The sequence below is a fragment of the Bradyrhizobium sp. DOA9 genome, assembly GCF_000617845.2.
Classification (GTDB): Bacteria; Pseudomonadota; Alphaproteobacteria; order Rhizobiales; family Xanthobacteraceae; genus Bradyrhizobium.
Map to the genome: position 1 here is coordinate 1,374,260 of NZ_DF820425.1, position 13,898 is coordinate 1,388,157.

At 67.3% G+C, this 13,898-nt stretch carries 12 protein-coding genes and 1 tRNA gene; 7 read left to right on the forward strand and 6 right to left on the reverse strand.

The features are described from left to right. Nucleotides 1-84 precede the first annotated feature (84 nt). Nucleotides 85-2,031 carry an acetate--CoA ligase gene (acs, locus tag BDOA9_RS06370; RefSeq protein ID WP_025033110.1) on the reverse strand — a complete coding sequence of 649 codons (1,947 nt, stop codon included), beginning with the start codon at nucleotides 2,029-2,031 and terminating at the stop codon, nucleotides 85-87. A 391-nt stretch (nucleotides 2,032-2,422) separates the two neighbouring features. On the opposite strand from acs, the gene BDOA9_RS06375 reads away from it, so the two are divergent. After that, complete coding sequence (locus BDOA9_RS06375; protein ID WP_025033111.1) at nucleotides 2,423-3,592, forward strand: DNA topoisomerase IB; 1,170 nt, start codon at nucleotides 2,423-2,425, stop codon at nucleotides 3,590-3,592. Between the two features lie 12 nt (nucleotides 3,593-3,604). Here BDOA9_RS06375 and BDOA9_RS06380 read toward each other — a convergent pair whose 3' ends face one another. Beyond that, complete coding sequence (locus BDOA9_RS06380) at nucleotides 3,605-4,060, reverse strand: SRPBCC family protein (protein ID WP_025033112.1); 456 nt, start codon at nucleotides 4,058-4,060, stop codon at nucleotides 3,605-3,607. Between the two features lie 101 nt (nucleotides 4,061-4,161). On the opposite strand from BDOA9_RS06380, the gene BDOA9_RS06385 reads away from it, so the two are divergent. Continuing rightward, nucleotides 4,162-5,256, forward strand: coding sequence for an adenylate/guanylate cyclase domain-containing protein (locus BDOA9_RS06385; RefSeq protein ID WP_025033113.1), 1,095 nt, complete (start codon nucleotides 4,162-4,164; stop codon nucleotides 5,254-5,256). Between the two features lie 78 nt (nucleotides 5,257-5,334). Here the strand turns inward: BDOA9_RS06385 and BDOA9_RS06390 are convergent, their stop codons facing one another. From BDOA9_RS06390 to tsaD, 3 genes are read right to left on the reverse strand one after another with little or no spacing between them, the layout of a single operon-like run. Beyond that, nucleotides 5,335-5,748, reverse strand: coding sequence for an EVE domain-containing protein (locus BDOA9_RS06390; protein ID WP_025033114.1), 414 nt, complete (start codon nucleotides 5,746-5,748; stop codon nucleotides 5,335-5,337). 2 nt (nucleotides 5,749-5,750) lie between these two features. Continuing rightward, nucleotides 5,751-6,731, reverse strand: coding sequence for an NAD(P)H-dependent glycerol-3-phosphate dehydrogenase (locus tag BDOA9_RS06395; protein WP_025033115.1), 981 nt, complete (start codon nucleotides 6,729-6,731; stop codon nucleotides 5,751-5,753). 2 nt (nucleotides 6,732-6,733) lie between these two features. Then, a complete protein-coding gene (gene tsaD / locus BDOA9_RS06400; protein WP_192859647.1) occupies nucleotides 6,734-7,801 on the reverse strand; it encodes a tRNA (adenosine(37)-N6)-threonylcarbamoyltransferase complex transferase subunit TsaD in 1,068 nt (355 codons plus the stop codon). Nucleotides 7,802-7,958: 157 nt separating this feature from the next. Here tsaD and BDOA9_RS06405 point away from each other — a divergent pair, with 157 nt between their 5' ends. From BDOA9_RS06405 to BDOA9_RS06425, 5 genes are all read left to right on the forward strand, one after another. After that, nucleotides 7,959-8,705 carry a uroporphyrinogen-III synthase gene (locus BDOA9_RS06405; RefSeq protein WP_025033117.1) on the forward strand — a complete coding sequence of 249 codons (747 nt, stop codon included), beginning with the start codon at nucleotides 7,959-7,961 and terminating at the stop codon, nucleotides 8,703-8,705. Nucleotides 8,706-8,768: 63 nt separating this feature from the next. Further along, nucleotides 8,769-10,001, forward strand: coding sequence for a COG4223 family protein (locus tag BDOA9_RS06410; protein WP_025033118.1), 1,233 nt, complete (start codon nucleotides 8,769-8,771; stop codon nucleotides 9,999-10,001). A gap of 35 nt (nucleotides 10,002-10,036) precedes the next feature. Continuing rightward, complete coding sequence (locus tag BDOA9_RS06415) at nucleotides 10,037-11,872, forward strand: heme biosynthesis protein HemY (RefSeq protein ID WP_025033119.1); 1,836 nt, start codon at nucleotides 10,037-10,039, stop codon at nucleotides 11,870-11,872. Between the two features lie 99 nt (nucleotides 11,873-11,971). Then, nucleotides 11,972-12,047 (forward strand) — tRNA-Thr (locus BDOA9_RS06420). Nucleotides 12,048-12,169: 122 nt separating this feature from the next. Continuing rightward, nucleotides 12,170-12,559 (forward strand): hypothetical protein, encoded by a 390-nt coding sequence (locus BDOA9_RS06425; protein WP_025033120.1) that lies wholly within the window; start codon nucleotides 12,170-12,172, stop codon nucleotides 12,557-12,559. 71 nt (nucleotides 12,560-12,630) lie between these two features. Here the strand turns inward: BDOA9_RS06425 and BDOA9_RS06430 are convergent, their stop codons facing one another. Then, nucleotides 12,631-13,686 carry a polysaccharide deacetylase family protein gene (locus BDOA9_RS06430; protein ID WP_025033121.1) on the reverse strand — a complete coding sequence of 352 codons (1,056 nt, stop codon included), beginning with the start codon at nucleotides 13,684-13,686 and terminating at the stop codon, nucleotides 12,631-12,633. Nucleotides 13,687-13,898 lie beyond the last annotated feature (212 nt).

Below are 13,898 nucleotides of genomic sequence, written 5' to 3' on the forward strand. Positions count from 1 at the left end.
CCAGTTCTTTCGTCAGTCGATCACTTGGCCCCGGACGCAGCGCATCCCGCGCGGGCTGCGCTGCGTCCGGGGCACGAGGTTGCCTTACGCCGACTTCTTGTTCTGCCGGTTCTTGACGAGATCGTCGACCACGGCGGGATCGGCGAGCGTCGAGGTGTCCCCTAAGCTGCCTGGCTCGTCCTCGGCGATCTTGCGCAGGATGCGGCGCATGATCTTGCCGGAGCGGGTCTTGGGCAGGCCCGGGGCGAACTGGATCTGGTCGGGCGAGGCGATCGGACCGATCTCCTTGCGCACCCAGGTCACGAGCTCCTTGCGCAGCTCGTCGGTCGGCTGCACGCCGGCCATCAGCGTGACATAGGCGTAGATGCCCTGACCCTTGATGTCGTGCGGGAAGCCGACCACGGCGGCTTCCGACACCTTCTCATGCGCGACCAGCGCGCTCTCGACTTCGGCGGTGCCCATGCGGTGGCCCGAGACGTTGATGACGTCGTCGACGCGGCCGGTGATCCAGTAATAGCCGTCGGCGTCGCGGCGGCAGCCATCGCCGGTGAAGTATTTGCCCTTGTAGGTCGAGAAGTAAGTTTGCTCGAAGCGGGCATGGTCACCGTAGACTGTGCGCATCTGGCCCGGCCAGGAGCGCGTCAGGCAGAGATTGCCGGTCGTCTCGCCTTCAAGCACCTTGCCGTCGGCATCGACGATCTCGGGCACCACGCCGAAGAAGGGCTGCGTCGCCGAGCCGGGCTTCAGCTTGGTCGCGCCCGGCAGCGGCGTGATCAGGATGCCGCCGGTCTCGGTCTGCCACCAGGTGTCGACGATCGGGCAGCGGTCGTCGCCGACGACGCGGTGATACCACTCCCAGGCTTCCGGATTGATGGGCTCGCCGACCGAGCCGAGCAGGCGGAGCGAAGCACGCGAGGTCTTCTTCACGGGATCGTCGCCGCCTTGCATCAGCGCGCGGATCGCGGTCGGCGCGGTGTAGAAGATGTTGACCTTGTGCTTGTCGATGACGTTCCAGAACCGCGAATTGTCCGGGTAATTCGGCACGCCTTCGAACATCAGCGTGGTCGCGCCGTTGGCGAGCGGCCCGTACAGGATGTAGCTGTGGCCGGTGACCCAGCCGACGTCGGCGGTGCACCAGTAGATGTCGCCGTCGTGATAGTCGAAGACGTATTGATGCGTCATCGAGGCGAACACGAGATAGCCGCCGGAGGTGTGCAGCACGCCCTTGGGCTGGCCGGTCGAGCCCGACGTGTAGAGGATGAACAGCGGGTCCTCGGCGTGCATGTGCTCGACCGGGCATTCGGTTGTCATCATCGCAGCGGCTTCGTGGTACCAGAGGTCGCGCGTCGGGTTCATGTCGACCTTGGCGCCGGTGCGCTTGACCACGACGACCCAGTCGACGCCGTCGGCTTTGCTGAGCGCCGCATCGACATTGGCCTTCAGTGGCACCTTCCTGCCGCCGCGCAGGCCTTCGTCCGCCGTGATGATCACCTTGGACTGGCAGTCGTTGATGCGCTGGGCGAGGCTGTCCGGCGAGAAGCCCGCGAACACCACAGAGTGGATCGCGCCGATCCGCGCGCAGGCCAGCATCGCGTAAGCCGCTTCCGGGATCATCGGCAGGTAGATGGTAACGCGGTCGCCCTTCTTGACGTTGCGGGTGCGCAGGATGTTGGCCATCCGGCACACTTCGTCGTGGAGTTCCTTGTACGTGATGTGCTTGGACTGCGAAGGATCGTCGCCTTCCCAGATGATCGCGGTCTGGTTGGCGCGCTTGGCGAGATGCCGATCGATGCAATTATAGGCGACGTTGAGGATGCCGTCCTCGAACCATTTGATTGAGATATTGCCGGGCGCGAACGAGACGTTCTCGATTTTCGTCGGCGCGTGCATCCAGTCGATGCGCTTGGCCTGCTCCGCCCAGAAGCCGTTCGGGTCCGAGATCGAGCGGGCGTACATCTCCTTGTACTTGGCCTGGTCGACCCAGGCGCGCTTCGCCCATTCCGCGGGGACGTCGTAGATCTTCTCGGACATGCTTCCCTCCACATGCGGCAAGCTCAGGCAATGCCGACATCATCATTTGATGGATTATGCGTCGGGCTAACCGGACCCGACAAGGAGCACAAGCTGGACCTTCGGCGAGCACCCGGCCATGCGGAGGATCAAGGTCCGGAAGGCTCGTTGTCGCAAATCTGAAACAGGCCGACAGGGTGTCTTTCGGCTCTCGACCCAAACCGCCAGAAGGGACGCCGCAGAGCCCCATCCGCTGGTCGGAGGTATTTAGAAACCTCATTTCACCGATTCGGGACTCGCAATAGCGTTCGGAACACCCTAAATGGCCAACCCGGGTCCAAAGAGGCCCTTCGGAACAAAAATCAGAACAGCGGCATTGAACGGTAATAGACAGGGCTAAAGGCGTAAGACCATGATGGATCAGCAGAATCTCGGGACGATGCGGCCCGCTTCCGCCGATCCTGCAGCCATTGCCCTGGCCAAGGCCCTCGGACAATGGCCGAAACCGAGCGGTTTCAGGCGCCCAAGCCCAAAAAAGACCTACGACACGGCGCCTGCGGCGACGGTCGAGGCCCTCGCCAAGGAGCTGGGCCTGCGGCTCGGCGACCAGAACGAGCTGACCATCCGCCGCATCAGGCGCGGCAAGGGCTATTCCTTCGTCCGTCCCAACGGCGCGCATATCCGCGACGCCCGCACCATCCGCCGGCTGCACGCCATGGCGGTGCCGCCGGCCTATCGCGAGGTGCGCTACTCCGCCGATCCGAACTCGCACCTCCAGGCGGTGGGTCGCGATGCCGCGGGGCGGCTGCAATATCGCTATCATGCCGATTGGGAGAAGGTCCGCGAGCAGCGCAAGGCGCATCGGCTGGAGAAGCTGGTCGGCGCGCTGCCGAAAATCCGGCGCAAGGTCTCGGCGTTCCTGTCCGGTGACGAGCCGACGCGCGAGTTCGCGCTCTCGGCCGTCATCGAGCTGATCGCGCGCACCGCGATCCGCCCCGGCAATGAATCCTACGCCCGCCTCAACGGCACGCGCGGCGCGACCACGCTGCTGAAGTCCAACGTCACGCTGGAAGACGATTGCTTCGTGCTGACCTTCAAGGCCAAGGGCGGCAAGGCGGTGCGCAAGGAGTGCGACGCCGCCAAGCTGGTGCGCGCCATCGGGATTTTGCAAGGCGTGCCCGGCAAGCGCATGTTCCAGTATCGCGACGCCTACGGCATCGTGCGCGCCGTCAGCACCACGCAGGTGAACGCGTTCTTGCGCGAGATCGCCGGCATCAAGATCTCGCTGAAGGATTTTCGCACGCTGATGGCCTCGGCGGTCGTCGTGGAATCCTTGTCGCGGATCACGCCGGCGACCAGCCAGCGCGGCCGCAAGAAGCAGGTGCTGGACGCGATCCGCGCCGCCGCCGACCAGCTCTCCAACACGCCGGCGATCTGCCGCAAGAGCTACGTCCACGACACCATCGTCACCGCTTTCGAGGAGGGCATCCTCGAGCGCTTCGCCGCGACCATGAAGGGCCAGCGCTCGCAGGCGCGGCGCGAGCAGCTGCTGGCGCAGGTGGTGGCGACCGCGGCGGTCTGACCTTTTGCCGCGCTATGTTTTGCCGGAAACGCCCTGGTCCGGACCGGGATCGCCTCCCGCGGCTGCGATCGTGAGCCGCCCCAGATAGTGCGCCCATCCCGTTGCATGCGCGGCCGCCTGCGCTTCGCTCGGCAGGCCGCTATGGGTCATGCGCAGCAGCGTGCCACCGTCCTGCTCGATCAGGTCGATCTCGATCAGGCTCGAGCCGGGCGGCACTTCCTGACCGCCCTCCCAGCCGAACGTGTAGGCCAGACGATGCACCGGCACGACCTCGCGGAAGGCGCCGCGGGCGACGCCGCCGCGCGGGCTGACGCCCTTGAGCAAATAGAGCCCGCCGGGATAGGGCTCGGTGGTCGCATCCGAGCCCATCCAGCTCAGGATCTTCTCGGGGTCGGTGAGATAAGCGAACACGGTGGCGCGCGGGGCCGCGATCTGGGTCTCTCGTCGCACTATGAATGGCTCTGGCATCGGCGATCATCCCTGGTCTGACGATGGGACATGGCGGCGGCTCTGCGCTCCGTCAAGGATTGCCCGTGGCAAAGACGGCCCTGTTTCGCCATGATCGCCTCATGCAGCTCTCGCCGACCCTCGCCTGGCTCCTCGATGCGGCCTCGGATTGTCGCGGGGCCGACCGCCTGCTTGCGGAGCTCGGCGCGCATCTGGTCGCCGACGGCGTGCCGCTCGCGGCAGGCGCCCTCACGCTGCAGGTGCCGCATCCGCTGATCGCGAAGCGGACCTGGCTGTGGCGTGCCGATAGCGACCAGGTGATCGAAGCGCTCGGCTTCGCACCGGGCGGCCTCGCGCCAGATCCACCCGACGACGCCGGCCGCCGCTGGCTGCGCGACGTCGCCCGCGGAGAGGTGCATGAAGATGTCGCGGGACGGTTCGATGGCCCGCTGCTCGGCTGGATCGGGCCGCGTCCGTTCACGGCGGATGAGATTGAGCAATTGCGTCAGGCCGCGCGTTTCGCCGCAACGCCGCTGGCCCTGCTCGGCGCGCGCGCCACCTTGCGGGCAACGCTCGATGCTTACCTCGGCACGCGCAGTGCAGAGCGGGTGCTCGCGGCGCCTCTAAGCCGCGATCTCGGCGAGACCATCCAGGCTGCACTGCTCTATGCGGACCTGCGCAATTTCACCAGCCTGTCGGAGACCACACCGCCGGCCGCTGTCATCGCGGCGCTCGACGCCTGGTTCGACCGCATCGCTGGCGCGGTTCACGCCTTCGGCGGCGAGGTGCTGAAATTCATCGGCGACGGCGTGCTCGCGATCTTTCCGGTGGTCGAGCAATCCCCGCGCCGCGCCTGCGATGCCGCTCTGCGCGCGGCAAGCGCAGCGGAAGCCGGCATGGCCTACCTCAACAAGGAGCGCCGCGCGCAAGGATTGCCACCGCTCTCGTTTGGCGCCGCGCTCCATCTCGGCGAGATGCTCTGGGGCAATATCGGCGCCGCCAACCGGCTCGACTTCACAGCGATCGGCCCCGCGGTCAACCTCGCTAGCCGGCTGGAGGGATTGTGCAAGCCGCTGGGCCGGACAGTGCTGGTGTCCGGCGCCCTCGCCGCCGATACGGAGATGCCGCTCGTTGCGCTCGGAACGCATGTGCTGCGCGGCATTGCCGCGCCGTGCGAGGTGTTTGCGTTACCGGAGACGCAATCTCCGATATCGTAGCCCGCATGAGCGGAGCGACATGCGGGACCAGACCATCCCAGATGTCGCTGCGCTCATCCGGACGACGGCAGCCTCTTCTTAAATCCCACCCATCTTGCAGACGAGCTTCCACTCCTCCGCCGTCACCGGCTGCACCGAGAGGCGCGAATATTTCACCAGCGCCATGTCGGCGAGCTTCTTCTCGGCCTTGACCGCCGCCATCGTCACCGGCGTCTTCAGGGGCTTGTCGGCCTTGATGTCGACGCAGACGAACTTGCCGGTCTTGTCGGTCGGATCGGGATAGACCTCCTTGATGATCTCGGCGATGCCGACGATCTCCTTGCCCTCGTTGGAATGATAGAAGAACGCCTTGTCGCCCTTCTTCATGGCGACGAGATTCTGGCGCGCGGTGAAATTGCGCACGCCGGTCCAGGCCTCGCCCTTGGCGCCCTTCGCGACCTGCTGGTCCCAGGACCACACCGAGGGTTCGGATTTCACCAGCCAGTACGCCATATTTATTCCTCTGACTTGAAGGGACGCGTCATCAGCGCCGAGATCGCGGCTTCGATCGTGCTCCGGCCGCTCAGGATCGATGCGACAGCTTCCGACACCGGCAGCTCGATGTCTCGCGAAGCCGCGAGCTCGATCAGCACGGGGGCGGTGAACTCGCCCTCGGCGAGCTTGCCGGCGGGAGGCTGCGCGCCGCGCCCGAGCGCGAGGCCGAGCGCGAAGTTGCGCGACTGCGGGCTCGAGCAGGTGAGAATGAGATCGCCGAGACCCGACAGCCCGGCGAGCGTCTCCCCGCGCGCGCCGAGCGCGCGGCCGAGCCGCGTGAGTTCGGCAAAGCCGCGGGTCGTGAGCGCCGCCTGCGCGGAGGCGCCGAGCTTGCGTCCGACCGCGATGCCGACCGCGATCGCCAGCACGTTCTTGGCGGCGCCGCCGATCTCGACGCCGCGGATGTCGGTGGAGTGATAGGGGCGGAATGTCGGCGAGCCCAGCGCCTGCACTAGGCTGCTGGCGAGCGCCTCATCGCCTGCCGCCAGGGTCACCGCCGTCGGCAGGCCACGCGCGACGTCGTCGGCAAAGCTCGGCCCCGACAGGATCGCCGGCTGCGCCTGCGGCGCGGCCTCGGCGATCACGTCGGTCATGAACTTGTGGGTGCCGTGCTCGATGCCCTTGGCGCAGGCGACGATCGGTACCGGCGTCGCGATGTGCGAGGCCAGCATGTTGACCGCGCCGCGCAAATGTTGCGCCGGTGTTGCGATCAGCAGCATGTCCGCACGCGCGGCAAGCGCAAGATCGCTCGTCACGACGATCTCGGGTGCGATCCGCACGCCGGGCAGCCGCGGATTGTCGCGCGTCGATGCGATCCGCGCGGCATGCTCGGCATTGCGTGCCCATAGCGTCACGTTTCGCCCGGCTCGCGCCGCCACGGTCGCCAGCGCCGTACCCCAGGCGCCCGCGCCGATCACCGCAACGGATTGCAGCGCGGTCATCGCTAATAGCCCGCCCGCGTCTTGCCGTAGCCCGCGGGCGCCGTTGCGTTGGCATCGAGCAGCCAGCGTGCGCGCGGCTGCGCGTCCATCGTGTCGATCAGGCCGAGCGCGAGGCGCTCGGCGCCGGCCCAGGCGATCATGGCGCCGTTGTCGGTGCATAGCGCGGGCGGTGGCATGATCAGCTGCGTCCCGGCCTGCTTCGCGACGTCATCGAGCGCGGCGCGGATCGCCTGATTGGCGGCGACGCCGCCGGCGGCGACCAGCGCGCGCGGCGCGCCGAACTGCTCGCGGAACAGCCTGAGGCCGACGCCCAGCCGGTCGGCCGTCGAATCCAGCACGGCGGCCTGGAAGCTTGCGCAGAGATCGCTGATGTCCTGCGGCGTGAGCTCGGCCAGCCGGCTCGCTTCGGTGCGCACCGCCGTCTTCAATCCCGACAGCGAGAAATTGGCATCGGGGCGCCCCTGCATCGGCCGCGGCAGCGCAAAGCGCGTGGCGTCGCCGCCTGCCCCCGCGCGCTCGACCTGCGGGCCGCCGGGATAGGGCAGGCCCAGCATCTTCGCGACCTTGTCGAAGGCCTCGCCGATGGCGTCGTCGACCGTGGTGCCGAGCCGCACATATTGGCCGACGCCGGTGACCGCGACGATCTGGGTATGGCCGCCCGAGGCGAGGAACAGGCAATAGGGAAATTCGATGCCGTCGGTGAGGCGCGGCGTCAGCGCATGCGCTTCGAGATGGTTCACCGCGACCAGCGGCGTGTCGTGCACCATCGCGATCGCCTTTGCGGTGGTGAGCCCGACGATGACGCCGCCGATCAGCCCGGGCCCCGCGGCCGCCGCGACGCCGTCAAGCTCAGCATAATCGATGCCGGCCTCGGCCATGGCACGGTCGATGATCCCGTCGAGCACGTCGACATGCGCGCGCGCGGCGATCTCCGGCACCACGCCGCCGAAGCGGGCATGCTCCTCGATCTGCGACCGCACGATGTTGGACAGGATCTTGCCGCTGCCGTCGGCCGCGCGTTCGATCACGGCCGCGGCGGTCTCGTCGCAGGTGGTTTCGATGCCCAGCACCAGCATTGGCGAATTGTTATCCAATTTGCGCCCTTGCGCTCATCCGAAAAGCAGAGTTCTGGTACGTCCGGTAGCATCCCGGGGTCGGCTTGCGCAATCGTCACGCGCAGCCGTTCTGGTCAATGCGACACTGCCAAATGGTCCGGGAACACCAGCGATGTCCATTCTCGTCACTCGGCCGCATCCCGACAACGAGGCGACGGCGGACAATCTGCGCGCGCGCGGGCATGCGGTGCTGCTTGCGCCGGCGCTCAAGCTCGAGCCGGTCGCCTTCCATGGCGAGAGTGACGTGTCTTATGATGCCGTTCTCGTCACCTCGGCCAACGCGATCCGCGCCTTGGGGCCGCAATTGCCGGACCTCGGTCTGTTGCAGCGGCCTTTGTTCGCGGTCGGCGAGCATACGGCGGCTGCGGCGCGCGAGGCCGGTTTTACCGAGGTGATCGTTGCTGGCGGAGACGGCGCGTCCCTGCGCGACAAGGTGATGCAGAGCGCGCGCGACAAGGTGCTGAAGAAAAAGAGCGCGCTGTTGTATCTCGCCGGCGCGGATCTGTCGCGCGACCTCGGCGGCGAGCTCGGTGCGGAAGGTTTTCGCGTGGTGACGCAGACGACCTATCGCATGGCGCCCGTGAAACATCTGCCGCGCGAGGTTTGCGAGGGCTTTGCCGCCCATGGGATCGAGGCGGTGCTGCACTACTCCCGGCGTAGCGCACGTGCGTTCCTCGATGCGGCGCGGGACGAAGGGGTCGAAATTTCGGCGCTGGCGATCCCGCATTGCTGCCTGTCCGAGACCGTTGCGGGCGTGCTGCGCGATGCCGGCGCGTCACAGGTTCTGGTGGCCGCAACGCCGGACGAAACTGCCTTATTCGACACCTTGGAGCGTGCGTTGCGCACCCGTTTGGCGTAAAGGTCGGGCCGAATCCGACGCAAATCTAATCCACCTGGTATGGAAGTGTGAGGAACCGTCACGATGGCCGACGACAAGCCTGAAGACGCTGGATTGGCGCCCGATCCGGGTCGTGCCAAGCGCACCCCGCCCACCATCGACCTCGAGGCGACGGACGTCTCCACCCAGCCGCAGCAGGTCGCGGGCGAGCCGGAGGCGTCCGAGCAGGTCGCGCAGGAGCAGGTCAGGGCGGAAGAGGCCGCATCGGAAGAGGTCAAGGCCGAGCCTCAGCCCGAATCGGCGGAGCAGCAGACGTCCGCGGCGGCGCCCGCATCGGCGCCGATTTCCCCCTGGGTCATTGCGCCGTTCTCCGGCGCGGCCGCAGCTGCGGTCGTGATCGCAATCGGCTGGATGCTGGGCTGGCCCGCGGTGCAGGCCCCGCCGGCTGCGCCGCAGGTCACCAGCGCGAGCGTCGATGCGCTGAACGGGCGCGTTGCCGCGGTCGAAGCCAAGGCCGCCAAGCCCGCGGCCGATCCCGCCCAAGTCGCGCGGATCGATGCGCTGGAGAAGGCGGCGAGTGCCCTGCGCGGCGACATCGCCAATTTGCGCGCGCAGTTCGACAAGACCGCGAGCGCGCTGAACGACGCGAAATCCGTAGCCCCGAGTGCCGCGCCCGATCTTGCCGCGTTCACCGACCGCATCGCTCAGCTCGAGCGCGCCAGCAAGGCCGAGCGGGCCGAGCTTGCGCAGCAGGGCGAGAAGATCGCCGAGGCCAGGGCCGAGGCCAAGACGATGGACGACAAGCCGCTCCGCTATGTGGTGGCGGCGTCGCTGCTCGACGTGGCCGTTCGCCACGGCGATCCCTATCAGTCGCAATTGGCCGCGGCGCGGTCATTGACGGCGAAGCCCGACGTGCTGAAGCCGCTCGAGCCGTTCGCATCGTCCGGTATCCCGACGGCAGCGGCGCTGAGCCGCGAGCTGCTCAATATCGTGCCGAAGCTGTCGCCTCCGGCCGAAGCGCCGTCGAGCGAGGCCGGCATCGTCGAGCGTCTCCAGGCCGGCGCGTCGAAGCTGGTGCGGATCGAGCGAACCGATGGCGTCGGCAACGATCGCGGCGCCATCGTGTCGCGCGTGACGGCGGCGGCGCTCCGCAGCGATTTCGCCGAGGCGCGGCGCGAGCTGAAGGCGCTGCCCGTGGCCGATCGCGCCGCGGCGCAGGCCTGGCTCGACAAGGCCGATGCCCGTGACGCCGCGCTCGCCGCGTCCCGCAAATTCGCCGACGATGCCATGGCGGATCTCGCCAAATCGACTCAATAGGATTCGCGCAACATTCGGCGCGTATAGGGATCGCCATGCTTCGCATTGTCCTCTTTCTCGTCTTGATCGCACTGGCGGCGGCCGGTGCGGCCTGGGTTGCCGACCAGCCCGGCGATCTCGTCCTGACCGCGGGCAGCTTCCGCATCTCGACGACGCTGCCGAGATTCGTGTTCCTGCTCGGTCTCTTCGCCGCTTCCGTCGTGCTGGTCTGGAGCATCCTGACGATGATCTGGCGCATGCCAGGGCGCTTGCGCCGCCGGCGTCACGACAAGCGCCATGCCCGCGGCCGTCACGCCATCACCCATGGCCTGCTCGCGATCGGCCACGGCGATTCCGCGCTCGCGCGCCGGCACGCCGAGGCAGCACGGCGGCATGCACCGAACGATCCGCTCGCGCTGCTGTTGCACGCGCAGTCTGCGCAGCTCGAAGGCAACCGCGACGAGGCGCAGCGCGTCTTCCGCGCCATGGCCGAGCGCGAGGATACGCGGCTGCTCGGCCTGCGCGGCCTGTTCATCGAGGCGCAGCGCGCCGACGATGCGGTCGGCGCCGTGATGATCGCGGAGGAAGCGATCAAGCTGTCGCCGTCCGCGACCTGGGCCTCGCACGCGGTGCTCGGCTTCCGCTGTGCGCGCGGCGACTGGAGCGGCGCGCTCGCGATCCTCGATTCGAATCTGTCCGCTGGCCTGATCGACAAGCCGACCTATCGCCGGCAGCGCGGCGTGCTGCTCGCCGCGCGGGCGCTGGAGCTGGAAACCATGGACCGCGACGTCGCGCGCGAGAGCGCGATGGAGGCGGTCAAGCTCGCCCCGACCCTGGTCCCGGCGGCCGTGCTGGCGGCAAAATTCGAGAGCGAGGCGCATCAGGTGCGCCGCGCCATGAAGCTGGTGGAAGCCGCCTGGCTCGCCAATCCGCATCCGGATCTCGCGGAGGCCTATGCGCATGTGAAGCTCGGCGATTCCGCATGGCACCGCTTGCAGCGGGTGGAGACTCTCGCCGCGAAGACCGCCGCCGACAAGCCCGGTTATGTCGAAGGGCAGCTCGCGATCGCGCGCGCTGCGATCGAGGCCTCGGAGTTCGCCCGCGCGCGCGAGGCGCTCACGCCTTATCTCAAGGATCCGACCCAGCGCGTCGCGCTGCTGATGGCCGAGCTCGAGCGCGCCGAGCATGGCGATAGCGGCCGTGCGCGCGCCTGGACCTTGCGCGCGGTGCGCGCCCGTCTCGATCCCGCCTGGACCGCGGACGGCTATGTCAGCGACCGCTGGCGTCCGGTCTCTCCGGTCACCGGCCGTCTCGATGCGTTCCAATGGCAGACGCCGGTCGCGAGCCTGCCTTCGGACAAGGGCCCCACGCTCGAATCCTCGGCCTTCGAGGAAGCCATGCTGGCCGCCTCGCCGCCGAAGCGGGTGACCGCCGCTCCCAGCGAAGCCGCGGTGGAACCGCCGGAGGCGGCCCCGGTGCCGGCACCGGCGGCGCAGGACAATTCACCCCCTCCGGCCAAGGACGCCATCAAAGAGGTTGCCAAGGAAGCTGCCAAGGAAACTGCCAAGGAAGCTGCAGAGCAAGCTGCGAAGGAAACCGCCGAGGCCGATGAAGCGGCCGTCACGTCGCCCGAGCCGGCGAATCCGGCTCCGCCGCCCGCCGAATCATCGCCGCCGGCGGCAACGCCCGTCTTCCGGACCCGGGCCGACCTCGGTAAGCCCGCCTCGGCGCCGATCCAGACCGTCATCCCGATCGTCCGGGCCCCCGACGATCCCGGGATCGACGACGACGGCCCGAGCGATGAATTTACGGAACAAATCGGCACGCCCAAAGCCCAGGCAAAGGCCCAAGCGGGCGGCTGGCGCGGCTTCTGGTCCCGCTGGGGCGCGTGAGCCGCATTTCGGGCCCCGCTTCTCCTTGCCAATTCGGGCCATGCCCGATATCAGGAGCGCGCGTATCGGGGCCGGTATCGCCAAGGTCCCGGCAGGTTCGCCGCAATAGCTCAGTCGGTAGAGCACGTCATTCGTAATGACGGGGTCGGGGGTTCGAATCCCTCTTGCGGCACCAGCTTTCCGATTCATCCGATCCCCACGCGCTGCATCAGGGCTCGCTCGGCTGCGTGATCGCGATCACATAATCGCAGACATGCCTCCCCTAACGTCCGTCACGCCAACACGGGGAGACTTCACATGCGCAAGATCATTCTGATTGCCGCCATGCTCCTGGCTTCTGCCTCCGCCCAGGCAGGCGGCTCCCGCGGTCTGTCGCTCGCCGCGGCAGACGAACAGACCTCCACTCCGCAAACCGCGACATCGGCGAGCACCGTGACGGCGCAGGTGAGCGAAGCCGCGCCGGCCGCCGAGGCTCCGAAATATTCCGATCGTCCGCCGGCGGTGTCGCTCTCCGCGCCGGCTGCGGTAACCGCTCCGACGGCGACCACACCCGCGGCTTCCGCGCCGGTCACGACGGCCAAGCCCACCACCAGGACCATGGCAAAAGCGCACAAGCCGAAGCACACGCGCAGCTGGACCGAGCGCCGCATTATCAGCGAGCTGCATCGCCACGGCATTTACTGGTAGGTACTTCCTCCCTTCAAAAGCAAATGGCCGGGCGAGAGCCCGGCCATGATTCGTTTGAAGCGATGCGGCGCTTACTGCGACACGGTCTGCACCACGCTTGCGATCGGGCGGGTGTTCGTGCCCGCGGTCGGCACCTTCATGTCCTTCATCAGCGCCTCGTCATATTCCGGCAGCGTCTGGAGGCTCGCCTTGGCCTTCATCTGCACGACCTTGTAGCCGCCGGCCTTGAGCCGCGCGAGCAGCGTCGGCATGGCGATGCCGGTGTTCTTCTGGAAGTCGTGCATCAGGATGATGCCCTTGCCGAGCTTGTCCAGCCGCGTCATCACGGTCTCGACGATCTTCTCGGGCGTCGCGCCCTTCCGGAAGTCGAAGGAATCGATTTCGGTCGAGAACATCGCGACGTTGCGGGTGCCGAAATAGCTCACCATCGCGGGATTGTGCTGAAGCTGCGGGAAGCGGAAGAACGGCGCCGGATTGGTGCCGAGCGCGAATTTCACCGCGCTGAAGCCCTTCTCGACCTCGTCCTTGACCTGCTGCTCGGTCAACTTCTTGCTGTTCAGATTGACATGCGACCAGGTGTGCGTGCCGACCGTGTGGCCCTGGGCCAGCACCTGCTTCAGGATCTCGGGATGGTAGGTCGCGTGCTTGCCGACCGAGAAGAACAGGCCCTTGGTGCATTCGTCCGCGAGCGCCTTCAGCACCGTAGGCGTGTTGACCGGCCACGGACCGTCGTCGAAGGTCAGCACGACCTCCTTCTCGGTCAGGAAGTCGAACTGCTTGAAATGCTCGAAGCCGAAACCGGGGCCGCCCGTCGTGTCGATCTCGACGACGCGGGACACACCCAGCGCGTTCGGATTGGCGCAGGCCTGTTTCGGCTGTATCGGCATGACCGGCATGGCCGCAGGTGCCGGAGCTGCTGCGGCCGGTTTGGCTGCGACGGCCGCAGTGGTCTCGACGTCGTCCCTGGCGGCGAGCTTCGCCTGTGCCGGCAATGGGTCGGCAGCACGGGCGGCAACTGTCTTGGGAGCGCCCTGGTCGGCGCGCGCGGAATAATAGAACCAACCGCCGGCGGCGATCACGACCGCCGCAACTACACTGGCCAGCATCAGGCCCAACGCATTACGCATCGCTACTCTTTCCAATTACGCAACCAAACGGGCGGAATTTCCCGCGCGACGAGCCATTAATGCGAACCAAGGGTTAACGTGACACCAACACGACGGCGCTTGCGGAGGAATTTCAGTGGGGTGCGCAACGTGACCGGCATCACAGAGGATGGGTCCCCCGTGACCGTCATCACAGTGGAAACGGATTTGCCGGAGCATCGTAGCTCCCATCG